At 61.8% G+C, this 22,936-nt stretch carries 17 protein-coding genes and 2 pseudogenes; 5 read left to right on the forward strand and 14 right to left on the reverse strand.

All coding sequences use genetic code 11. From position 1 onward, the window contains the following. Positions 1 to 250 precede the first annotated feature (250 nt). Both B0G74_RS27335 and B0G74_RS27340 read right to left on the reverse strand, forming a co-directional pair. Complete coding sequence (locus B0G74_RS27335; protein ID WP_243658370.1) at positions 251 to 2,080, reverse strand: TRAP transporter large permease subunit; 1,830 nt, start codon at positions 2,078 to 2,080, stop codon at positions 251 to 253. A gap of 77 nt (positions 2,081 to 2,157) precedes the next feature. Next, positions 2,158 to 3,189, reverse strand: a complete 1,032-nt coding sequence (locus B0G74_RS27340; RefSeq protein ID WP_132378147.1) for a TRAP transporter substrate-binding protein — start codon at positions 3,187 to 3,189, stop codon at positions 2,158 to 2,160. Between the two features lie 703 nt (positions 3,190 to 3,892). Between B0G74_RS27340 and B0G74_RS27345 the strand changes: the two are divergent. After that, positions 3,893 to 4,963 (forward strand): annotated as a pseudogene (locus B0G74_RS27345) (IS1182 family transposase); the annotation flags it as partial. Positions 4,964 to 5,420: 457 nt separating this feature from the next. Here the strand turns inward: B0G74_RS27345 and B0G74_RS27350 are convergent. After that, entirely contained in the window at positions 5,421 to 6,167 is a 747-nt protein-coding gene (locus B0G74_RS27350) for a hypothetical protein (RefSeq protein ID WP_132378149.1), read from the reverse strand. 578 nt (positions 6,168 to 6,745) lie between these two features. Next, positions 6,746 to 6,917, reverse strand: a pseudogene (locus B0G74_RS46790) (FAD-dependent oxidoreductase); the annotation flags it as partial. A 451-nt stretch (positions 6,918 to 7,368) separates the two neighbouring features. Here B0G74_RS46790 and B0G74_RS27360 point away from each other — a divergent pair. After that, positions 7,369 to 8,391: an IS110 family transposase gene (locus tag B0G74_RS27360; protein WP_132378151.1), complete on the forward strand. Its 1,023-nt coding sequence runs from the start codon at positions 7,369 to 7,371 to the stop codon at positions 8,389 to 8,391. A 743-nt stretch (positions 8,392 to 9,134) separates the two neighbouring features. After that, on the forward strand, positions 9,135 to 9,758 hold the full coding sequence (locus B0G74_RS27365) for a LysE family translocator (RefSeq protein ID WP_132378153.1): 624 nt from the start codon (positions 9,135 to 9,137) through the stop codon (positions 9,756 to 9,758). A gap of 9 nt (positions 9,759 to 9,767) precedes the next feature. Here the strand turns inward: B0G74_RS27365 and B0G74_RS27370 are convergent, their stop codons facing one another. After that, a complete protein-coding gene (locus tag B0G74_RS27370; protein ID WP_132378155.1) occupies positions 9,768 to 11,183 on the reverse strand; it encodes a PLP-dependent aminotransferase family protein in 1,416 nt (471 codons plus the stop codon). A gap of 235 nt (positions 11,184 to 11,418) precedes the next feature. Here B0G74_RS27370 and B0G74_RS27375 point away from each other — a divergent pair, with 235 nt between their 5' ends. After that, positions 11,419 to 12,747, forward strand: coding sequence for an aspartate aminotransferase family protein (locus B0G74_RS27375; protein ID WP_132378157.1), 1,329 nt, complete (start codon positions 11,419 to 11,421; stop codon positions 12,745 to 12,747). Positions 12,748 to 12,962: 215 nt separating this feature from the next. Here the strand turns inward: B0G74_RS27375 and B0G74_RS27380 are convergent, their stop codons facing one another. The 5 genes from B0G74_RS27380 to B0G74_RS27400 all read right to left on the reverse strand — a co-directional run bounded on the left by B0G74_RS27380 (position 12,963) and on the right by B0G74_RS27400 (position 15,749). After that, on the reverse strand, positions 12,963 to 13,481 hold the full coding sequence (locus B0G74_RS27380; protein WP_132378159.1) for a DUF6496 domain-containing protein: 519 nt from the start codon (positions 13,479 to 13,481) through the stop codon (positions 12,963 to 12,965). 245 nt (positions 13,482 to 13,726) lie between these two features. Next, the gene (locus tag B0G74_RS27385) at positions 13,727 to 14,443 is read right to left on the reverse strand and encodes a class I SAM-dependent methyltransferase (RefSeq protein ID WP_132378161.1); all 717 of its coding nucleotides are present in this window, start codon (positions 14,441 to 14,443) and stop codon (positions 13,727 to 13,729) included. 104 nt (positions 14,444 to 14,547) lie between these two features. After that, positions 14,548 to 14,844 carry a ferredoxin family protein gene (locus B0G74_RS27390; RefSeq protein ID WP_132378163.1) on the reverse strand — a complete coding sequence of 99 codons (297 nt, stop codon included), beginning with the start codon at positions 14,842 to 14,844 and terminating at the stop codon, positions 14,548 to 14,550. Positions 14,845 to 14,846: 2 nt separating this feature from the next. Further along, positions 14,847 to 15,155 (reverse strand): hypothetical protein, encoded by a 309-nt coding sequence (locus B0G74_RS27395; RefSeq protein WP_132378165.1) that lies wholly within the window; start codon positions 15,153 to 15,155, stop codon positions 14,847 to 14,849. 12 nt (positions 15,156 to 15,167) lie between these two features. Then, positions 15,168 to 15,749 carry a sigma-70 family RNA polymerase sigma factor gene (locus B0G74_RS27400; RefSeq protein ID WP_207915708.1) on the reverse strand — a complete coding sequence of 194 codons (582 nt, stop codon included), beginning with the start codon at positions 15,747 to 15,749 and terminating at the stop codon, positions 15,168 to 15,170. A gap of 151 nt (positions 15,750 to 15,900) precedes the next feature. Here B0G74_RS27400 and B0G74_RS27405 point away from each other — a divergent pair, with 151 nt between their 5' ends. After that, positions 15,901 to 16,152 carry a hypothetical protein gene (locus tag B0G74_RS27405; protein ID WP_007178046.1) on the forward strand — a complete coding sequence of 84 codons (252 nt, stop codon included), beginning with the start codon at positions 15,901 to 15,903 and terminating at the stop codon, positions 16,150 to 16,152. A gap of 101 nt (positions 16,153 to 16,253) precedes the next feature. On the opposite strand, the gene B0G74_RS27410 is transcribed toward B0G74_RS27405, so the two are convergent. From B0G74_RS27410 to B0G74_RS27425, 4 genes are all read right to left on the reverse strand, one after another. Beyond that, a complete protein-coding gene (locus B0G74_RS27410) occupies positions 16,254 to 17,462 on the reverse strand; it encodes an ABC transporter substrate-binding protein (protein ID WP_132378167.1) in 1,209 nt (402 codons plus the stop codon). A 70-nt stretch (positions 17,463 to 17,532) separates the two neighbouring features. Continuing rightward, positions 17,533 to 21,141 carry a molybdopterin cofactor-binding domain-containing protein gene (locus B0G74_RS27415; protein ID WP_132378169.1) on the reverse strand — a complete coding sequence of 1,203 codons (3,609 nt, stop codon included), beginning with the start codon at positions 21,139 to 21,141 and terminating at the stop codon, positions 17,533 to 17,535. Beyond that, positions 21,138 to 21,656, reverse strand: coding sequence for a (2Fe-2S)-binding protein (locus B0G74_RS27420; RefSeq protein ID WP_132378171.1), 519 nt, complete (start codon positions 21,654 to 21,656; stop codon positions 21,138 to 21,140). The genes B0G74_RS27415 and B0G74_RS27420 overlap by 4 nt, the downstream gene beginning before the upstream one ends. Positions 21,657 to 21,687: 31 nt before the next feature. Then, entirely contained in the window at positions 21,688 to 22,887 is a 1,200-nt protein-coding gene (locus B0G74_RS27425; protein ID WP_132378173.1) for an amidohydrolase family protein, read from the reverse strand. Positions 22,888 to 22,936: the final 49 nt, after the last annotated feature.

Consider the following 22,936-nt stretch of genomic DNA (forward strand, 5'->3'; position numbering starts at 1 on the left):
CTTTGCGGTTTTTGGCCCGCTCGCCCTGGTCGGCACCGCCTTCTGTCCGGTTCTTGTTCATCGGCTCGCAGTTTCGCTACACGCTTCCTCCCCACACTCGGTCACCCTTATGCAGTTGCGCTTTGCTTCGCTCGCTGTGATCAATTTGCGGTGGGACTTGCACCCACAAGAGCGCGCCCATGCTGAGCGCACCAAACAAAAAAGGCTGGACGTGCGTCCAGCCTCTTCGATTTCTGCGTGTACCCGCCTCCTAGCTTTTCAGAAAGCCGGTCGAAATCCACGGTACCGCCGCGATGACCACGATGCCAATGAACAGTGCAGCCATATAACCCATGATCGGACGGATGCCCAGGTTCGGCGAGATCTTGCTGACCGCGCACGCGCCGTAATAGCCGACCCCGAACGGCGGTGAGAACAGCCCCAAACCCATCGAAAGAATGACGACCATCGCGTATTGAACTTCATGGATGCCAACCGCTCGGGCAATGGGGAAAAGTAACGGCCCGAAGAGCACGATGGCTGGTATTCCCTCGAGGACGCTGCCCAGGATGATGAACATGAAGATTGACACAACCATGAAGGTGAACGCGCCCCCTGGCAGATGCTGCATAAAATCCGCCAGTCCATGAGAGAAGCCGGACTGTGTGAGCGCCCACGCCATCGCTGTAGCCGTACCAATGATGATGAGGATCGCACCGGAAAGAGCGGCCGTCTCCACGAGCATGGGGCCAACACGCTTCCAGTCAAAGCATCGATACACTATGAGCCCGGCGACAACAGAATACGCGATGCCGACTGTCGAAACTTCCGTTGCCGTGGCTACGCCTTCCACCACAGCCACGCGGATGACAACCGGAAGGGCCAAGGCCGGGATCGATACCACAAAAGCCTTTCCGACCAGGGACCACGCGGCCCTCGTGGAGGACGTGGGCTCGAATTTTCGGGCCCGCCACCAGACGAGCATGCACAACATGAACGCCAGTACGAGCCCCGGCAACAGACCACCGGTAAAAAGCGCAGAGATTGACACGCCAGTAACCGATCCGATCGTGATGAGCACGATGCTTGGCGGAACCGTTTCGGTCTGTGCGCCGGTTGCGGATAGCAGTGCGACGAGCTCGCCAGGATTCTCGCCACGCTTCTTCATCTCAGGGAACAGAATCGGAGCAACAGCCGCCATATCGGCCGCCTTTGACCCCGAAATCCCGGAAATCAGATACATCGCGCCAACCAGAACATATGAGAGGCCACCCCGAACGTGACCCAGCAACGATGCCAGGAAGTTGATCATCGCCCGTGCCATCCCTGTCATCTCTATGAGAAGCCCGAGGAAAATAAACATCGGCACAGCCAACAGAAGGATTTGAGACATTCCTTCGTCCATGCGGCTGACGACAATTTCCAACGGCATGGACGTTGACATTGAAAGATAAGCAAACACGGAAAGGCCGAAGGAGAATGCGATAGGCATTCCGCTCAGGACGGTAAAACCGACCACACCCACGAAGAAAATCACCAGGTTCAGGTTTCCGAGCGATTGCAAAACCGGCCCTGCATGTTCCAGCACAAACACAGTCACTAGCGACACCGCAATCCCAGCGATAGCGGTCTTCCAGCCGATTGCTAACAGCTTGACCACGCAGATCAGCAGCATCGACACAACCCCGAAGATGATAGCCGCAACGCGTACGCCGTCATTGATCTCCATTGTCGGGGTCAGAATGTCCCACTGCTGCTTGATGTAAGCGATCGATGGAACAAGTATGAGCCCGAGAAAAAGCATGCTCGCCACCATCGAAATGGTGTCCCAGAACGGATCCCAGTGCTCGCCCATGCGGTTGACCAGTGCCGTCATGCGCATGTGGCTTCCTCGGTGCAACGCCGTAGCGGCACCTGTCATGGCGAGCCAGAGAAACAGGATGGCAGCGAGTTCGTCGCTCCAGATTAACGGGTGGTGCAGGACATAACGGGCCACAACGCCGCTGAAAAGCAGGACAATTTCTGCTAGCACCAGCAGTGCCGCCGGCACAGAGACGATTACGCCGAGTGCGAAGTCCACGCGGGACAGCCAGCGGGGCATCGTCTTCGTCGTGTGGTGGACGGTTGCGCTGGTCTGTTGTTCGAGCGCGTCATCCACGTCTTTCAGCATTTGCGTTCTCATGCCAGCTTCCCCGTGTATTTCTCCATGAGACTCCATTCTTCGTCGCCGAAGAATTGCTTCTGCTCCGTGTAGAAGTTCGCAGATTTCAGGGTTTGGCGGAACGCGTTCGCGTCAGCGGTGTTAAACGCAAGCCCTCTGCCCGCGAGCGTCTTTTGCAGCGAGGCGTTTAACTGGATCACGTCTTGTCGTTGCTTCAGTGCCCCCGCATTGAGGTGCTTTGAGACGATGTCACGGACGGTGGGCGGCATTTTTTCCCACGCTGGCTTGTTGCCCAGCAACCAGTAGCCGTCCCACATGTGGTTCGTCATCGAGCAGTATTTCTGGACTTCATAGAGCTTCGCGGCGTCTACCACAGCCAGCGCGTTCTCCTGGCCGTCAACGACCTTTGTCTGCAACGAAGAATAGACCTCGTTGAAGCTGATCGACGCGGGGGCTGCGGACAGCGACTTGAACAGCGAGATCCAGAGACGACCACCCGGCACCCGGATTTTCATCCCCTGGAGGTCGGCAGGAGTCTTGACGGGCTTTGTACTGGTCGTGATCTGCCGGAACCCGTTGTTCCAGATCTTGTCCTGCACGATCAGATTCGCCTTTCCAATCAGCCCGCGAATATGGGCGCCAAGGTCGCCATCGAATGCCGCGAATACCTGGTCATAGTCTTTATATGCAAAGCCGACTCCGGAGATGGATGCCTTGGGAACCAGAGTCGAAAGGGTATTAGCGCCCGAGACCGTATAAAACTCCAGTGCGCCAGCCCGTAACTGCGAGAACATGTCGGGGTCGCCGCCGAGCTGATTATTTGGAAACACCCGAAGGTCGACCCGACCGTCTGTCTCCTTTTTGATCGCATCCGCTGCCTCCTGAATGCGAACATTCAGCGGATGATTTGCCGGCAGGTTCGTGCCGACCTTATAGGAGAATTCTGCCGCGTTGGCGCGCCGAACCCACGGACCATCCAGGAGGCCTGTCGCACCGACAAAGGCGGCTCCGGTTCCGGTGATGAGAAAGTTTCTACGATTGAATCCCATGTTTGTCTCCAACAATTTGAATAATCGTCCGTCAAGGACTCGCGCTTTATATGCTTAGCCGCATTCCGTGACGCAATGGTCGAAGGAGCGTGTTCGTGCGCTTGATTTGACGCGCCCGCTGAGACTGGTGCGTGCATTTAGAGTAGCGGACGTGCCGCTCGTCAACAAACGACTTTATCTCGGCTCACGGTGAGAAAAACTCGCTGACAGGAAATCGAGACGCGACGGCCTCGGCAGACGCTCCCCGGCGCAGCGCAGCGGCTGCGGACTGTCAAGAATGCCGCGTGCAGTGTTGGCGACTGCGCACTTTGAGGATCGCCTTTAGCTTCTACGCACCGGGGCGACGGGGAAGAGCGATATTTATGACGCGCGTGGACCGATTTAACAGCCGGTCGCGCTCGCAAAAAAGATCAACATTGCGGGAGAATTCGAGAACTTGAAAGCCTTCCACGGTGAAAAAAACTCATCGATCGGACCGCGGGCTTCTAAACGCCGTCGCCCCGATCACAATGAGAGGTCCCATGGCCTTCGGCTTCTTGATCTTGCGTTCTCCGTCGAAAGTACGCATTCGTTGATGTCACAGCGGTCGTTCGCGACGACTTCTATCGAACGACCGCTGTACCGCAGATTGTGTTGAAAAAGTCGCCCGCTGTGGAGATTGTTGGGTATCCTGGACGACATCGATCGACGGGAGTGATTCGTCATGATGGGTCAACTGGGCAGCGGACAGGACAAACTCTTCTACTCGTTCAACCTCGATAATCGCGTCCCTCGCGAGCACCTGTTGAGAGGCATCGATCACTTCCTGGATCTGAGTGATCTACGCCGGCATCTCGCGCCGTACTACAGTCCGATGGGACGGCCATCGATTGATCCGGAGCTCATGATCCGCATGTTGATCGTCGGCTACTGTTTCGGCATTCGGTCAGAGCGCAGGCTATGCGAAGAGGTGCATCTGGATCGGGCGTATCGATGGTTCTGCCGCCTGGGCCTGGAGGACGCCGTACCCGAACACTCGACATTCTCCAAGAACCGCCACGGTCGCTTCCGCGATAGCGATGTGCTACGCCATGTGTTCGAGTCGGTAGTGGGCCGATGCATGTCCGAAGGTCTCGTAAAGGGTGAAGGATTCGCGATTGACGCGAGCATCATCAGAGCCGATGCGAGCTCTGTACGCGGTGTTCCGGGTTCTGAGCCCATCGACTGGGGTTGCGTCAACGGCCAAAGCCGTGCAGTGCGGGAGTATCTGGAAGCATTGGAAGAAGCTAATCCGGCAAGCACCGAAGTGGCGGAGAAGGTAGAGACATCGAGGCCTCCAAAGAAGGTATCTTTGACGGATCCCGCCGCGAGCTGGACAGCCGCGAGGGGCGGCTTGCCGTTCTTCGCCTACTCGACTAATTATCTTATTGACCTGCGGGCAGGGATCATCGTGGACGTCGAGGCGACGCCCGCGAACCGGTCGCACGAAGTGGAATCGACCAGGACGATGATTGACCGCGTTGAGCGGCGGCATGATCTCAAACCTCGACGTCTTGCAGGCGACACCGCGTATGGCTCAGCGGCGATGCTTGCCTGGCTGATCGAAGAGAAGGAAATTGCACCACATGTTCCGGTCTGGGATAAAACCGCACGCAAGGACGATACATTGTCCAGCAGCGAGTTCAAATGGGATGAACTGGCCAATGAATATCGCTGCCCCACCGGGCACGCACTACGCAGTGATCGGCGCAAGTTCAGAAATCCGCGCTCGCGAGTCACGAAGGCTGACACGATCTGGGCGATGCTGTTGAAAGTCGCTGCTCTGCTTTCTCAAATCGCCGGTGAGAAAAACGACCCCTTAGATCGGCCTACAAACCGCTGGCGAACGCAGGTTAAGGGTAGGAAGACCCCTAAAAACCTTTTGAGAGAGACGGTCAGCGACTTTTTCAACAGCATCGGCCGACTCCTGTCTTTTATGTTTTCAGCATAAACCCACGCAGGGCCGTGGCATAGCCGAGCGCAATCAGGAGCGGGAGAAGCAGACTCGCGATGATCTGCACCAAGCCGCTGGTTTCGGCGTAACCGAGGAGATCGAAAAGCTTGACCGTCTGAAATCGGCAGGGGCCATTTTGGAAGCGGAATATTCGCGCCTGCGAGCCCGGCTCGTGCAGTAGTCAGGGTTTACGGGTCGACCCGAAGATCCTCTGCCTCGCGGGCGCGGGCCTGGAACCGACCCTGGCCCGCGCCCTCCGCTATTGCGAGACCTGGTAGATCATGGGCCCTTGGCGGTACGGACGGGGAAATGACCCGGCCCAGTATCCCGCCCGGTAGACCGGATAGGCAATGGGACTGGCAACGGCGACGACCGGCTGCACCACGGCCTGAACCGGGTATTCCTGCACCTCCTCCTGGGGATAGACCGGAACGTACTGGACAGCCGGTGGAGGGGGCGCTGCATAGGCCTGTTGCACGTACACCGGCTGCGGATAGTTCGACGGACCGCTTTCAAAAACCGGCGCTTGCGCATAGACGGGCGCCTGCTGGTAACGCGTCGGCGGTGGCGCGTACTGCGGCTGCTGCGCAACCATCTGATACCCGGGCTGGGCCGGCAATGCGCGCTGGGCGACGTGCGGTTGGGGGACGGGGACGGGTGCCTGCAAGGCCTCGTCGTCTGGCATGGCGGGCGGGAGCGGCGGCACATCGTGCGACTGGACCTGCTTAGCCGGACTCTTCAACTGATCCCGCAAAGAAGCGTACGTCTCGGCGTCCTCCTTCGCCCGAGCAACGTATCCACTATGGTAGGCATTGCTCAGGTCTTTCTGACGTGCCTGGTTTTCCTCATCGGCGGTCATACGTTCGTCACCGGGGTCGAGCGATGCATCCGTCCCGCCGTTGTCATAAGCGGACTTCGGACCATCGGCCCATGCTGGAATGGATTGCAGCGATGGCGCAAAAGCCACCGAAGCAACTGCAATGCCTAACAACGATTTAATTTTCATGATTCACCTCGCAGCTAGAGAGAAATGGAAGCGCTCCAGCCACCTCCCGGTGGGCCTCGTGCCGATACGCAACGTCGTGCGGCGCACCAGAAGGCGACTTCCTCGTGCCTGCACAGCGCTGGCTGGTAGTCCTGACTTTTGAGCATTTCCCGGCCTCTTTCAGAACGGTGCAGTCTGGCTAACTAATGGATTAGCGGTCGCAAACCGTCCGTAAATGGCGCTTAACAGGGCCGCGGCGCTAACATTCACATTTCGCCAATCGCAACACGGCTATCCATTTCTCATTTGCAGCTGCTTCCTTGCTGAAACAATCGTGCGGGTGGCAGGCGTCCAGCGGCGCACCCGCCCGGAACCACGCCAGAAACCACATGGTGTTCGCTCGAAAGGGGAAACTCCGTGCGGGAATACTCATATCCAGTCGACAGGCATACTTTGGAAAAGCAGGGATCGCAGACGATGACGGTGGCGTGACGCATCACCCGCCCGGGCGGACTCAACGGCCGGTCCGGACGGTCAGGAAGCGAGGTCTGTTGTCGCTTCTGGTGCAAAGGGAAACGTGCTGGTCGTCGCGCTTCGTTTCAGAACAGTTCTCGAATCTGCTGATCCAGCATGCCGAGATCAAGCGCCGGGACGCGAAATGACGGGCCGCCAGGATAGCGCGCATGCCTTGGTTTCGCGAACAGCTCGAAGGGCGGCCTCGCCCGCCATTGCCTGTGCGAGCACGCGACCCGCGATGCCCGTCAGCGCCACGACGCGACCGATATGATCCGCGCACGAACGTCCGGTGTCTGGTAGTGGAGCCGACGTTCGAATGTCCGTGTGAAAGCGCGGGCGAATGGCCGTAGATCGGCCGCGTGCCGCCTCATGCAATCGGCATTCGCAGTTTTATCGTCGCCGCCCCTCGATCGGCATTGATACGAACTTATGCTCGGCCGCTATAGCGTATGCGAGCCCGCGACCGGGTTAAGCGCGGCAGCCGTAGTCGATGTGCTTTTCACGGCTGGACCTCTGCCAAGGTCCGCTCTCGAGTGTTAAGCCGACACCTCCCAGTGCTGATCCGAGTGTCCCTTTCGGGTCGAGATGGAATGGACACCGCCCTCCCTCCGGGGAATTGGGCACGATTGAGGGCCCCCAGGACCGAACGGCATCAATGTGCCAGAGTGGAGTTGCGACACAACCACTTATGGAACGGAGGCCCCAGATGAATGCTACGACATACGGACTCGACATTGCAAAGCGGGTGTTCCAGATGTACTGGGTCGACGCCCAAACTGGCGAGATCGCGAATCGGAAGTTCGGACGTGACGATCTAATTGCATTTCTGGCGCAGCGCCCCGCCGGTCGCGTCGCCCTCGAGGCTTGCGGAAGTGCTCACTGGTGGGCGCGTAAGATCCGCGCGCTCGGACACGAGGTGGTGCTGTTACACGCTCAATTCATTCGACCTTTCGTGCAAACGAACAAGACCGACGCGGCGGACGCGCGGGCAATCTGGACTGCAGTGCAGCAACCCGGCATGCGCACGGTTGCCGCCAAGACAGAGGATCAGCAAGTGATGCTAAGCCTTCATCGTATGCGCTCGTTGCTCGTCAAGTTTCGAACGATGCAGATAAATCAGCTGCGTGGGTTGCTGTATGAGTTCGGCGTTACGTTTCGTGCAGGACGCGTAGCAGGACTCGACGAGATCAGAAAGCGCATGGCAGAACTCGAAGACACGCTGCCACGATCGATACTTCTTAACCTTCTCGAACAGTTGCGTCGGATCACCCTGTTTGAAGAGGACATCGATCAACTCGAGAAGCGGATTGGCGCCTGGCAGAAACAGGAAGCTGCATGTCGTGCGATCTCCGAAGTGCCGGGTATCGGTCGCCTAACTGCAACGGCCCTGGTAGCAACAATTGGAGATGCGAAGACATTCAGGTCGGGGCGCGAGTTCGCCGCGTTTCTGGGACTTGTTCCTCGTCAGAATGGTACCGGCGGAAAGATACGGCTGGGCTCGATCTCCAGACGTGGCGACCCATACCTGCGTACGTTGCTGATACATGGGGCGCGCTCTGTTCTGTGTCACGCCAAAGTACCAACCGGATGGCAAAAGGCAATACAGGAGCGACGTCCAGCAAATGTAGCAACAGTGGCCATGGCGAACAAAATGGCGCGAATCGCCTGGGCGATCCTCGCTCACGGAACTCCGTACGAAGCGCATCATGTGAGCAACAGACCTGCATAGCAGGATGAGCACTTTGAAGCGTTGAGAAACTGGTAGGTTGCTAGGGTTGATTTCAATGTGATGGCAAGACAGGTCGGACCGCAGGAACGCAAACCTGAACACACTCTTGTGCCTCAAGCACGTGGCCGAGATGAGGACGTTCCTGGCGAATTCCATCAGGGCCCGCAGCTTCGGCTTGCAAAAGGCCGCATATAAGACCGCAGCCGATACCTTGTTCACGCATCACACAAGATCAACCTGGCAAACCGGGCGGTGTCCATGTAAGAGTGTGAGTCCGTCGATAAGGAAAGCTGCCGCTGGATTGATCTAGGCCGCCAACGTCAGCAATCCGCGACATTGCCGACGAAGAACCCAACTGTCCCAATGGCGGCTCCGGCCGAAGTTGAGACGGTCGCTTGTTGCCACTGAAGAATGAGCATGCTCCCAGGCCTTTGACACCAAACATCCAAGCTTACGGACACCTGAAGGCGCGTAGCGAACCGGACTCCAGCAAAGTGTGCCCGCCGGACAATACCGGAAGAGCCCGCCGGCGCCCGCCACTTTCAGTCTCATTAATACTGTCGTAAGTCTCACTAATAGTGGCGCGAATCTCACTATTACTGTCGTCCGAAGCCGCGGACCGCCGCACGCAGGCAATCCACCGCCACCCGTACCGGACACCATCTCACAAACCGTACCGGTACTGTACCGGCAACGCTCGCTAGAATGCTCCAATGTTCTTCCGCCCGACACCGGAGCTTGCCATGTCATTTCTCAGTCTCAGCGCGCTGCCCGCCGGCATCCTGTTCGCGCTCGTCACCACCATCACGCCCGGTCCGAACAACACGATGCTGCTGGCCTCGGGCGTCAATTTCGGGTTCCGCCGCACGTTGCCGCATCTGTCCGGCATTAGCGCCGGTGTCGTGCTGTTGATGCTGTCGGTCGGGATCGGTCTGGGCGAAGCCTTCGTGCATTTCCCCGTGCTCTACACGGTGCTCGAGGTCGCGAGCGTCGCGTATCTGCTGTATCTCGCGTGGAAGATCGGCACTTCGGGCGAGTTGAAGGTAAAAAAAGGCGAGCGCCGGCCCATGAAGTTCTACGAAGCGATCGCCTTCCAGTGGGTCAATCCGAAGGCATGGATGATGGTGCTGACCGCCGCCACCACGATCCACCTCAGCGAGAGCTACAGCATGAACGCCATTGCGATGGCGGTGATCTTCTACGTGATCGGCTTTCCGTGCATCTGCCTGTGGGCGGGTTTCGGCACCGCCATGCGGCAGGTGCTGTCGGACCCGAAGCGGTTGCGCGTTTTCAATGTGGCGATGGCGCTGCTGCTGGTGCTGTCGCTGTATCCGATCGCGCTGAAGCTGATCGGACAGTCGGCCTGAACCCGGCCGCTATAACGCGCCCTGCCCGACTCGCTCGATAAACCGCCACAACGCATCGTCCGTCGAATACGGTGCGTTGAAGCGGAACCAGGCGCTCGGGGCATCGTCGGGACGGAAGTAGGAGCCCGGCGCGAGCCAGATACCGTGAGTGAGGGCGGCCGTCGCCACTTCGCCGGCCCGCTCTGCTTCGATCGGCAAGCGCGCCCACAGGAACAGCCCGGCGCGCGGCCGGTGAAACAGTTCGAGGCCGAGCGAATCGAGCCGCTCTTCGACGGTCGCGTGCGCGAGCTTGAGACGCTCGTTGACCGCTTCCACATGGCGCGCATAGCGCCCCTCCAGCAGCACCTTGTCGACGATCCGCTCGATCGCCTCCGACGACGTCAATCCCACCGCCATCTTCGTGCGCGCCAATTCGCGCAGCACCGCGCGCTCGGCGACCACGTAGCCGCAACGCAGCCCCGGCGTCACCGTCTTCGAAAAACCGCCGACGTAAAGCACCCGCTGCAAACCTTCCATCGCCGCGAAGAGCGGCGCGCCGGACGGCGCGAGTTCGCGGCTCACATCGTCTTCGATCACCCACATGCGCTGACGCTCGGCGATCTGCAGCAAGCGGAACGCCGCCGACATGCCGAAGGTCGCGCCGGTCGGATTCTGCAGCGTCGTGTTGACGAAGATCGCCTTCGGCTTGTGCTCGGCGACCAGCGCTTCGAGCACGTCCGTATCGACGCCCGCCGGCGTGCGCGGCACGCCATGCACCACCAGTCCGGCCAGCTTGAGAATCTGCAGCAGATTGCAATAGCCGGGATCTTCGACGATCACGGCGTCGCCCGCGCGCAGCAGCGTGCGCACGATCAGATCCAGCCCTTGCGTCGCGCCTTGCGTGAGCAGGATGTTCGAGACATCCACCGGCAGGCCGCGCCGGTCGAGTTGCTCGGCGATTCGCTCGCGCAGCGGCGCGAATCCATATGGATGCCCGTAATCGCCGAGGCGCGCCGCCGGCACCCGGCTCATGGCGCGCAGCGCATGTTGCAAACCCGGCTCGTTGATCCACTCGTTCGGCAGCCAGCCGCCGCCCGCCTTGATCGGCACCGAATGATCGGCGAACACGTCGGACAGGAGCCAGGTCGCGGTGAGGCTCGGCGGCTGCCAGTCGGTGGCGGCGACCCGCGCGGACTGCGAGCGCGCCGCCACGCGATAGCCGGAACCGCGCCGCGCGACCACGAGACCCATCGACACCAGCCGGTTGTACGCCTCCGTGACCGTGAAGGTGCTCAGGTCGTGGCTCTGCGCCAGTTGCCGCACCGACGGCAGCAGCGCGCCCGCGCGCAGCGATTGCCCTTCGATGGCGCGCGCAAAGCCTTGCACCACCTGCTCGACGAGCGTGGGAGCGGCGCGCCGGTCGCGCTCGAGTTGTAGTTCGATCATGATCAGGACGAAAAAGCGGGCCGCGCAAGGCGGCTGAGCATATGAGTACGTTCGAAATGCGGCGCCGGCGAGCTTGCCGGCCTGCCACGGCAAGCATCGACACAGTTGCCGCGAATCCACCAACACAGTTAGCGCCACACTGCGTCAACTGTTTATGCCGCCATTAAACCGCGAACGCTACAGTTTCGCCATGCCCCAATGGAAACCCTTGGGCGACCACTTCGAGGAGATACCCATGACTTCGCGCCCCGTCATCGACGATCTGTCGTCTTTCTGGATGCCCTTTACCGCCAACCGCCAGTTCAAGGCCGCGCCGCGCCTGCTGGAATCGGCCAAGGGCATGTACTACCGCAGCACGGACGGGCGTGAAGTGCTCGACGGTTGCGCGGGTCTGTGGTGCGTGAACGCCGGTCACGGCCGCGAAGAAATTGTTGCGGCGATCACCCAGCAACTCTCGAAGCTCGACTTCGCGCCGACCTTCCAGATGGGCCACCCGCTCGCCTTCGAAGCGGCCACCAAAGTCGCCGAACTGATGCCGGAAGGCCTCGACCGCATCTTCTTCACGAACTCGGGTTCGGAATCGGTCGACACCGCGCTGAAAATCGCGCTCGCGTACCACCGTTCGCGCGGCGAAGGCCAACGCACACGCCTGATCGGGCGCGAGCGCGGCTACCACGGCGTGGGCTTCGGCGGCATCTCGGTCGGCGGCATCGCGCCGAACCGCAAGACCTTCTCGGGCGCGCTGCTGCCGGCGGTCGATCATCTGCCGCACACGCATAACCTCGAACACAACGCGTTCTCGAAAGGCCAGCCGGCCTGGGGCGCGCATCTCGCCGAGGATCTGGAACGCATCGTCACGCTGCACGATGCGTCGACCATCGCCGCGGTGATCGTCGAACCGGTGGCCGGCTCGACGGGCGTGCTGATTCCGCCGCAAGGCTATCTGCAAAAGCTGCGCGAAATCTGCACGAAGCACGGCATCCTGCTGATTTTCGACGAAGTGATCACCGCTTTCGGCCGCGTCGGCAAGGCCACGGCGAGCGAATACTTCGGCGTGACGCCGGACCTGATCACGATGGCGAAGGCGATCAACAACGCCGCGATTCCGATGGGCGCGGTGGCCGCGAGCCGCACGATCCACGACACGATCGTGAACAGCGGCGCGCAAGGTGCGATCGAGCTGTTCCACGGCTACACGTATTCGGCCCACCCGGTCGCGACAGCAGCCGCGGTCGCCACGCTCGATCTGTATAAGCGCGAAGGTCTGTTCGAACGGGCCGCGACGCTTGCGCCGACGTTCGAAGCGGCGGCTCACTCGCTGCGTGGCGCGAAGCACGTGAAGGACGTGCGCAACCTCGGCATGATCGCCGGCGTGGAACTCGAATCGCGCGACGGCGCGCCGGGCGCGCGGGCTTACGAAGCGTTCGTCAAATGCTTCGAAGCGGGCGTGCTGGTGCGCTTTACGGGCGATATTCTCGCGTTCTCGCCGCCGCTCATCATCAACGAAGAGCAGATCGCGCACATCTTCAAGACCGTGGGCGACGTGTTGGCTACGGTGCAGTAATCAGCTCGCGATAGGCAGCAGAAAGAAGGCGGCGCGTAATTTGCGCCGCCTTCTTTTCGAATGCGCTATGTGCGTCACACGCTCAAGCAACGCACGCCGAGGACGGCGGCATCGCGCAACGCGGCGCGGCCGCCGCCGGGCGCGGCGGGCGGCGAGCCGCCGGCCCGGCCCGGCTCAGCTCAGCTGACCGTCGCGCCGCGCGACTGCCGCGAAGCTCAATGGTGCGTACGCGAAGCCCGCGTATGAGCGGCTTTCTTCGCAGCCGCCGAACGGCCTGCAGCACCCTTAGTCGCAGCAGCCTTCTTCGCCGCCGCGGAACGGCTGGCGGCGGGGCGTTTGGCTGCCGCCGTCTTCGTCTGCTTCGACAGCGCTGCCGGCGATGCACCCGCGCTGCCCTCGCGCTTCAACGCATTAGTGGCGGCACGCGAACGCTTCGCAGTCGACTCGGTGGTCTTCTTCGTAGTGCTCTTGTGCTGGCCCGCGGCGTTATCCGTAGCGGCCTTCTTGCGGGTGGCCTCACTTGCCGTGCCCTTCTTCGGCGACTTTACGGCGACGCCCGCGCGGCGCGCTTCCGAGAGGCCGATCGCAATCGCCTGCTTGGCCGACCTGACGCCGTGCTTGCCGGCACGCACCTTATCGACCTGTTCCTTGACGAATTCACCTGCTTGGGTGCTCGATGCTTTGCCGGCGCGTTTGTCGGTCTTAGCACGCTCGATCGTTTTCTTTTCAGGCATGACAGTTCTCCAGTTGGATGTGGCCTGTGTCATGCAGCAACGCGTGTGCCGCGCGGCGTCTGGCAGGCGAATCGCGCTGAAAAACGCCGTCTGAAGCCAGCCGACTTCGACAATTGCCCGTGACGTCTCGTCAAGTTCGCCGCCCGCAGTCCCGATGGGTGGCGGCTCATTCTCCCGTACTCATGTGATGGAAGTGCCTGTCCTGACGGCTCTTCGCCCGTACGGCGGCACCGCTCTTCGTTAGCTTAAGAGACGACAACCGTAAATTCGAGCCCCGATTCAAAGTCCAGCGTCGTTGTCGAGAAGCGCGGATTGCCGTCAAGATAGTGCTTGTATGGCCGAACGGCGTCCTCGGCTGTGTACATGTTGTCGGCGAGAACGATAGATCCGGGACGTAGCAGCCGTTCAATTTGCTTGAATAGATTGAGATAGGTGCTGGCCCATACGTCGATAAAGACCATGTCGAAAGTGCCGTCCAGTTCGGAAATGGTCTGGAATACATCACCCTCCCGCAGGTCGACATACGCTTGCACGCCCGCCGTTCTGACGTGGGCCCGAAGATGTGCGCATTTAACAGCGTCGAGTTCGGTCGCTACAACCATGCCACTGCCTAGCGTGCGAAGGGCCTCGGCGAAATACAGCGTGGACACGCCGCAGGAACTGCCCAGTTCGAGGATTCGGGCCGGTTTGTGCGAGAGCACCATATTGCTCAAAAACCTTCCCGTCTCCGCCGACACGGCTAACGATAGCGGTGTGCCTTGCGAGGATTCGAAGTCTTCGCTAGATAGCCCGAGCGTTTCGAGAAACCGTCCACGCAGACGTGGCGCGAGCATGTCGTATTCCTCTGCAAGATCCTGAAACTCCTGGCTCGATCCCTGGAACTGCGCCCGTGCGCGGGCTATGACTTCTGTCTGGCTCTGTTCATCAAGCCGTTGCAGAAGACCTGTGGTTGATGAAGCCATGTGCGCTCCTCGACGAGACCGAAAATGCTGTTGACGTATCAAACGACAGACCACTGCCTCAGGCAGGCGCACTGTCTTTTCGCCATCAGCTAAAACGTGTGGCGCTATGCCGTTCTGGCCAGCTTGATCGCGCGTTCCGGGCATGCCGTCACGCACAGACCGCATGACCGGCAGGCGTGCGCGTTGGGCGTGTAGGCGACTTTCATTCCGTGCACGCGCAGCTTGAGGCGATGCATCAAATCGAGGCTGCGATAGTCGACCTCATCGATGCGCCGGATCTCAAACACCTTCTCGGGGCAGACCTCGAGGCAATCGCCCTTTCCCTCGCAACGTGTCAGGTCAACCACGGGTGCAATCACGCCCGGCTTCTGTTTGCACTCGGCCGGTGATGTCTCGCGCATGTTCAATCTCCCGTGCGCCGAGCGCGACCCGATCGCCACGCCGTCTGGAAATGCTCGCGTTCTTCGGGCGTCATCGCTTCCCATTTGCGCCAGCGACGCCGTTCCCGCCAGCCGCCGTGTCCACGGAATCCGCCAAACAGGATGCGGCTCAAAACCAGCAAGCCCAACGCATGCGCGAAGTCGATCGCACGAGCGCCGACGAATAGCGCCGGAATCACCCAATTCCATAGAGTCATGACCACCCAGCCGAGCACGCCGATAGCGACTACCACAAGCAGTGCCTTACCCGCACATCTGATTCGAAAATTCATCCTTCGACTCCTCTAGATACCCAGTTCGTCATAAATGGCCTGCAGCCGGGCGCGCAGATGCAAGACCGCGTAGCGTTTGCGCGCGAGCAACGTATTGAGCGTGACACCGCTTTCCGCCACCATGTCCTTGAAGGACCGGCCCTCCAGTTCGTGTGCGATAAATACCTCACGTTGATTCGCCGGCAGCTCATCGAGCGCATCCTGTAAGGCCTTGAGCAATAGAGCACGCGCGTAGAGGGCTTCGGGACCCGCATCGTGCGCCGGCAGGTCGAGGTCGAGGCGATACTCACTGTCGGCGTCGTCGCCCGCCGCGGACAGATCTGCCAGCGGCTGCTCTTTCCTCTTGCGAAAACGATCGACGATGCGATTGCGCGCGGCACGGAACAGCCACGCGCTCGCTTGTTCGATCGGAGCGGGAAGCCGGTAAGCCTGCACGAATTCGTGGAACACATCCTGCAGGATGTCCTCGGCATCGTCCGGGTCGCGTATTCGACGCCGGATAAAATTGACGAGCCTCGTGCGCTCACGCACCACGGTCGCGGTGATGTCGGTATCTCGTTCGGTCATCGTGTGCGAAGTGAGTGGCGGTTCCATGCGCCTGAAGACGTTTCAGGAGCGTGAATATTGTGGCGCGCGCGAAAAATCTTTCCTCGAGCAACTGTGCAACAGGACTCGCGCCGCACATCTGGACGGCGTATGGTATTGGTAAGGGTTGGCGTGTGGTCCGGCCCGACGGGAGACGTCCATGAAGATACCTACCGTACGTGCCGGCGCGCATATCGAAGGCGTGCACTGGATCGCCGAGTACGCCGAAGACGTTCATGAGATTCGCGTCTTTCGCGAAGGCCAGGAAGTGGATGTGCACAACGCACCGTCCACTCTGTTCGGCGACGAGGAGAATGCGGGCTCCAAAAGCACCGCGGATCATCGCGCGGTCGAAGCCGCCGTGCTGGCTTATCTGAAACGATTCGTGATCGAGCACGACGCGGAGGAGTAGTTCTCCGCCTATCGCCATGCGTTGCCGTGGGTTGCCGTGCAGCGGCGGCGTATGTTGCTCTCCACATGCCTGCGGCGGCGCGCGCCGCAGGCGTCAAGACCTTACTCGGCAGGCCGCAGCTTCTTGACCTCGGCATCCGACGGCTGAACATTCGCGCCATCGATATACCGGTACGACGTCATCACGCCCTTGCCGTCCTTCAAACCCGTCACGCCGACATATGCGCCCATGGTCGACTGATTGTCCTGCGCGCGATAGCTGATCGGCCCAAACGGTGTATCCACACCAAGGCCCTTGAACGCGGCGGCGAGCTTGTCCGGATCGACCGACCCGGCCTTCTTGATCCCCGCCGCAATCGACATCAACGCCGAATAGCCCACCACCGACCCGAGCCGCGGATAGTCGTGATACTTGGCCTGATACGCATCGACGAACTTCTTGTTGGCCGCCGTATCGATCGAATACCACGGATAGCCCGTCACGATCCAGCCGGTCGGCGCTTCAGCGCCCAGCGGGTCGAGATAATCCGGCTCGCCCGTCAGCAGCGACACCACGCTGCGATCCTTGAAGAGCCCGCGCGTATTGCCCTCACGCACGAACTTGCCGAGGTCCGCGCCGAACAGCACGTTGAAGATCGCATCCGGCTTGGCGTCGGCGATTGCCTGCGTCACGGCGCCCGCATCGACGTTGCCGAGCGGTGTGGCCTGTTCGGCGACGAACTGCACGTCGGGCTGCGCCGCCGTCAGCAGCTTCTTGAAGGTCGCCACGGCCGATTGCCCGTACTCGTAGTTCGGATACACCAGCGCCCAGCGCTTCTTATGCAGCTTGGCCGCTTCCGGCACCAGCATCGCCACCTGCATATACGTGGAAGGCCGCAGACGGTACGTGTATTTGTTGCCATCGGCCCACACGATCTTGTCGGTCAGCGGTTCAGCGGCGAGGAAGAAAATCTTCTTCTGCTTCGCGAAGTCGGTCAGCGCGAGGCCAGTGTTCGAGAGGAAGCCGCCGAACAGCAACTGCACCTGTTCGCGCGCAATCAGTTCCTGCGCGACGCGGATCGTGTCGCCAGGATTGCCGTTGTCGTCGCGCGACACCACTTCGAGCTGTTTGCCGAGCACGCCGCCCGCGGCGTTCACCTGCTCGAGCGCGAGATTCCAGCCGTTCTTGTAAGGCCCGAGAAAGGCGGGCTGCGCCTTGTAGCTGTTGATCTCGCCGATCTTGATGGTCTGCTGTGCGCTCGCGCTCAAGGCGGCGAGCGAGAACAGCGTCGGCACCATGAGGCGAGAGATCCATCCTGCGCGCGTGGTCATGCGTTTCTCCGTTATCAAAAGGATTGCGGGAATGCGGTGATTGTTATCGAGCGTTCAAGCGGTTCGCGATTCAGTCGGCCCGCGGCGTTGCGCGAATCCGCGCGACGCTCGCCGTGACGTCCTGCCATGCCGGCTTGCCACCGGCGAATTGCTGACGCAGGTACGACACGAGTTCGGCGACCTGAGCGTCGTTGAAACTGTCGCGGTAAGCCGGCATCGTACCGAGTTCGGGCCGCGCAGGCGAGCCGATGCCGTCGAGAATCACGCGAATCAGGTTATCGGGCGTCGCGCTGTGCAGATTCGTGATAAGCGCCAGCGAAGGATGCGCGCCGAACAATTGCGGCCCGCTGCCCGTGTGATGACAAGCAGCGCACGCGCCGTCGAAGAGCCGCGCGCCGAGGCCCGCAGGCGCGCCCGAGATCGCGCTGGCCTGTTCGTACTGACGTGCCACCGCGGCCGGATCGGCGTTCGGCTCCAACGGATTGAGCGACGCGAGATACGTGGCCATCGCCCGAATATCGCTGTCGGGCAGCGCCGCCAGATCGCCGACTACCGGCGCCATCGGCCCCGCCGCGACGCCGTGCAGCGGCGCGTGGCCGTTGCGCAGATAGCTGAAGAGTTCGTCCTCGCTCCAGGGCACGGGCGCGTTCGAGAGCGTCGACAACGCGGGCGCTTCCCAGCCGTCCGCCGTGCCGCCGCCCATGAACGCCGTGCCGGTTTTCTCGGCGCCGAAGGCGTTGCGCGGCGTGTGGCACGCGCTGCAGTGGCCGAGTCCGTTCACCAGGTACGCGCCGCGATTCCATTGCGCGCTTTGCGTCGCGCTGGCAGTGAAGGTTGTGCGCCCGAGAAACAAAGCGTTCCAGGCAGACATCAACGGACGCACGCTGAACGGATAGGCCAGCTTCGTTTCCGGCGGACGCGCGCGCACCGGCGTTTGCGCCATCAGGTAGGCGTAGAGCGCCTTCAGATCGTCGTCGGAGGTGTTCTGAAACGATGTGTACGGAAAGGCCGGATAGAGACGATGGCCATCGCGGCTGATGCCTTGCCGCATCGCCCGCACGAAGGCTTCGAGCGACCAGTTGCCGATGCCGGTCTGGCCGTCCGGCGTGATGTTGGTGCTGTACACGGTGCCGAAAGGCGTGTCGAGCGGTTTGCCGCCGGCGTTCGGCACGCCATTGTGCGCGGTATGGCAAACCGCGCAATTGCCGAGCGACGCCAGCAATTTGCCGCGCGCCACGAGATCCGGCGCAAACGCGCTCGCGAGCGGCGGCGTGATCGGTGCGATAGCGTGCGGCGCGAGCGACAACGCGCCGACCCAACCCGCCGCGCCCGCTGCCAAAGCGCCGAGAAAACCAAACCGCCAGCGCTTTTTCTTGCGAGCCGCCGCCTCTTCGGCTTGAGCATCGGCAAGCGCGGCGCGGATCGTTTCCGGCGTGAACGGCGGCCGCCGAAACCGCACGCCCGTGGCATCGAAGAGCGCATTGGCAATCGCCGCCGCGCCGGGCAGCGACGCGGATTCGCCCGCGCCCATCGGCGGCTCGCCGTGGCGCGGCATCATCACCACGTCGATCACCGGCACTTCACGGAAAGTCAGGATCGGATACGCGCCCCACTCCTGGCTCGTCACCGCGTTCTCGCCGAACGTCACGCGCTCTTTCAGCGCACGGCTGGTCGTCTGGATCACGTTGCCGTGGATCTGATGACGCACGCCGTCGGGATTCACCATCGTGCCGGTATCCTGGCCGACCACCACGCGCGTCACCGCGAGTTCGCCGCTCCTGCGGTTGACTTCGACATCGGCCACCCACGCGGACCATGCCGCGCCGAAGCCGGGGAATTTGCTATGCACGTAGCGGGCATATGCGATGCCGCGCCCGCGTGCGATGTCGCCTTCTTCATCGTTACGCTCGGCGTTGCGCGGTTCCCAGCCGGCCTTTTCCGCCACCGCTTTCACGAGTTCGATCGCGCGTGGATCGGTCAAATGCTTTAGCCGAAACTCGACCGGATCGACGCCCGCTTCCACCGCGAGTTCGTCGATGAAGGACTCGTGCGCGAACGTGTTCGGCAACGCGGACACCCCGCGCAACCACGACGCCCGCACGATCGGCGGTGTGTCGTCGCAGACGATGCGCATGGTGCGGTAGTCGTACGGCGGCACGGCGGTGCGGTCGCCCATTTCGAACACTTGTGGCTGCGCGGAGATCGTGCCGGTCAGGAGCAGCGCCAGCGTCGGCGCATCGTTCGACGGATAGCGCGTCGCAAAGTCGTACGCGGCCAGTTCGCCCTCGGCGTTCAACGCGCCGCGCACGTCCATCAATTGCGCGGCGCCTTTCGGCTCCCACGCGTGCTCGTCCTCGCGCGAGAGTTGCGCACGCACCGGACTGCCGGCGGCGCGCGAGAGCAACGCGGCGTCGGCGGCGACATCGTCCGCGCAATTGCGGCCGTAGCAGCCCGCCGCCTCCATCCGCACGATGTCGATGTTCGCTTCGTCCATGCCCATCAGCAGCGCGAGATCGGCGCGCAGCGAATGCGGATTCTGCGTGCCCGACCAGACCTTCAACGCGCCCTCGCGATAATCGGCCACCGCGCACGAAGGTCCAATCGACGCATGCATCTGAAACGGCCATACGTAGGTGCGTTCCAATGTGCGAGCGGGATCTTGCGCCAGTGCTGCATCCACATCGCCGTCGATCACCAGATCGCGTCGCTTCGCGGGATTCGCGCGCAGCGCCGCTTCCACTTCTTCGCTGGTTTCGAGCGACGGCAAACCGTCGACCGCTTTCCATTGCACGCGAAGCCGCTTCACGGCCTGCTGCGCGACTTCCTCACGTTCCGCCACGAGGCCGACGAAATCGCGAATCACCACCACCTTGACGATGCCGGGCAAATCGCTGACGGAGTCTTCATCCACCCGCAGCAGACTGTTGCCCATGAAGTCGCCCTGCGCAACGCCGGCGTACGGCGGCCGCACCACGCGGCCATGCAACATGCCCGGCACGCGCACGTCGTGTACGAAACTCAATTCGCCGGTGGCCTTCGCGGGAATATCGACGCGCGGCGCGCTCTTGCCGACGATCTTGTACGCGTCCGGTGATTTCAAAGGCGCGTCCGTGGCGAGCTGCAATTCGACACGTTTTCCGCTGATCAGCTCGCCGTAGCCAATGCCTTTCGTCGCCGTGCTGCTGTCGCTTTGATAGACGACACCATCACGCACGTCGAGTTGCTCGATGCTCACCTTGAAGCGCGCCGCCGCTTCCTTGAGCAGAAACTGCCGCGCCTGCGCCGCAGCGTGCCTTAATGGCACCGCCGATATCTGAATCGTCGCGCTGGCGATCGTCGGCCCCTGATTCGGCGCTTCACGCGTATGGCCGAGCACGATCGACACGCGCGTCAACGGCACATCCAGTTCTTCCGCGACGATCTGCGCGAGCGCCGTGCCGATGCCGGTGCCGAGGTCGACGTGACCATTGAACGCGACCACGCTGCCGTCATCGCGCACCACGAGGAACATGTCCGCTTCGGTCGGCACGAACGATGAACGCGAGCCCGGCTGACCGATTGCCGGCTTCACCGGCGCTTGCGGCGGCCGCGTGACGATCAGCACGCTCTGCGCGTCGTAGAGTTGCTGACGCGACGGCGGCGCGTTGCGTCGATCGACGCTGAAATCCGGTCCGGTCATGCGCGCACTCCTTCGTGCACGGCTGATTGCGCCGCCGCTTGAGCGGCGAGCAATTCAGCGGCGCGCTGCACCGCGCGCACGATCTCGACATGCGTGCCGCAGCGGCACAGATTGCGCGACAGCTCGCGCCGGATAGTCTCGACGCTCGGATGCGGATCGCGATCGAGCAGCGCCTTGGCTGTCATGATCATGCCGTTCAGGCAATAGCCGCATTGCGCGGCCTGTTCTTCGATGAACGCCTGCTGCACCGGATGCAACGCCGCCCGCGTGCCCAGTCCTTCGAGTGTGGTGATTTCGCGGCCTAACGCGACCTTCGCGGTCGTGACGCACGCGCGCGTCGGCATGCCGTCGAGCAGGACCGTGCATGCGCCGCATTCGCCGAGGCCGCAGCCGAATTTCGGACCGTTCAGCGCGAGGTCGTTGCGCAGCAGGTAGAGCAAGGGCGTGTCGGCGGCGGCGCTGACGAGGTGCGTCGCGCCGTTCACGTTCAGCGTAAGAGGCGCCGGGCGGTTCATATTCGTGCCGGCCTCGCTGTGCGATACGTGTTCACAACACCACCGGCACTTCCGTGGCCGGTGGCGTATTGCGGCTGCGTCGGCAGCGGATCAAGCCGTCGATCATCACCATGCCCACGCCCGGAATATCGCCGAGCTGCACGCTTTCGAGCAACGTATCGGCCGCCGTGTGCTGCGCGCGGTCCATGAACACGAGGTCGGCGGGACGGCCCACTTCGATCAGCCCCTGGCGCAGATTGCGCTGACGCGCGGTGTTGCCGGTCGCGAAACAGAAAGCGATTTCCGCGGGCACGTCGGCGAGGCTCGAAATCAGCGCGATCATCCGCAAAATGCCGAGCGGTTGCACGCCGGAACCCGCAGGACTATCGGTGCCGAGAATGATCCGGTGCGGACACTTCAATTCGATCGCGTGACGCGCGGTCAGCAAGGCGATCCGTTCGTTGCCGTTGTGGACGATTTCCAGCGCGCGGCTCGACTGCTCGCACAGGTCGCAAACATGCCGGTAGGAGAGCGACGTGTGCCCGCCGTTGATGTGGCCGATCACGTCGGCGTCGGCGGCGAGCACCACGTCGCGATCGATCAGGCCCGAGCCGGGAATCGACGGACCGCCCGTGTGAATCGTGCTCTGAATGCCGTATTTGCGCGCCCACGCGACCATCTGCGCCGCTTCCTCGCCGCCCTTCACGCTGCCGAGGCCGACTTCGCCGAGCAGCTTCACGCCCGCTTCCGAGAGTTCCTTGAAGTCCTCTTCGACCATGCCCTTTTCGATCACCGGCGCGCCCGCCATCACCTTGACGCCGCCGCCGACGCCCGCGCCGCGCATCCCTTCGAACGAGCGTTGCGCGGTTATCGCCAGCGCCTTCACACCGAGCACGTCTTTTGGGCGGCCGGGCAAATGCACTTCGCCGGCGGAAATCATCGTGGTGACGCCGCCGTTCAGATTGGATTCGATCCAGCCCATCTGATTCTGGCGCGGCGTCCAGTCGCCGAACACGGGATGCACATGTGAGTCGATCAAACCGGGCGCGACCGTCGTGCCCTTGCAATCGACCGTCGTGCGCACGCCTTCGAGGTCGCAGCCCTTTTCGCGGCCGACCGCGACGATCACGCCGTCGTCGATCACAAGCGTGTCCGCGTCGAGAATCGGCTGATCGATGTCGCCCGATAACAGCAGCCCGATGTTCGTTATTGCGACCTTGCCCGACAAGCCTGTCAACGTCTCTGCTGCCATCTGCCTCTCCTTTCACAACGCGAGTTTGGAACGACTACCCGGCGCCGCG

It is taken from the genome of Paraburkholderia sp. BL9I2N2 (assembly GCF_004339745.1).
Taxonomy (GTDB): domain Bacteria; phylum Pseudomonadota; class Gammaproteobacteria; order Burkholderiales; family Burkholderiaceae; genus Paraburkholderia.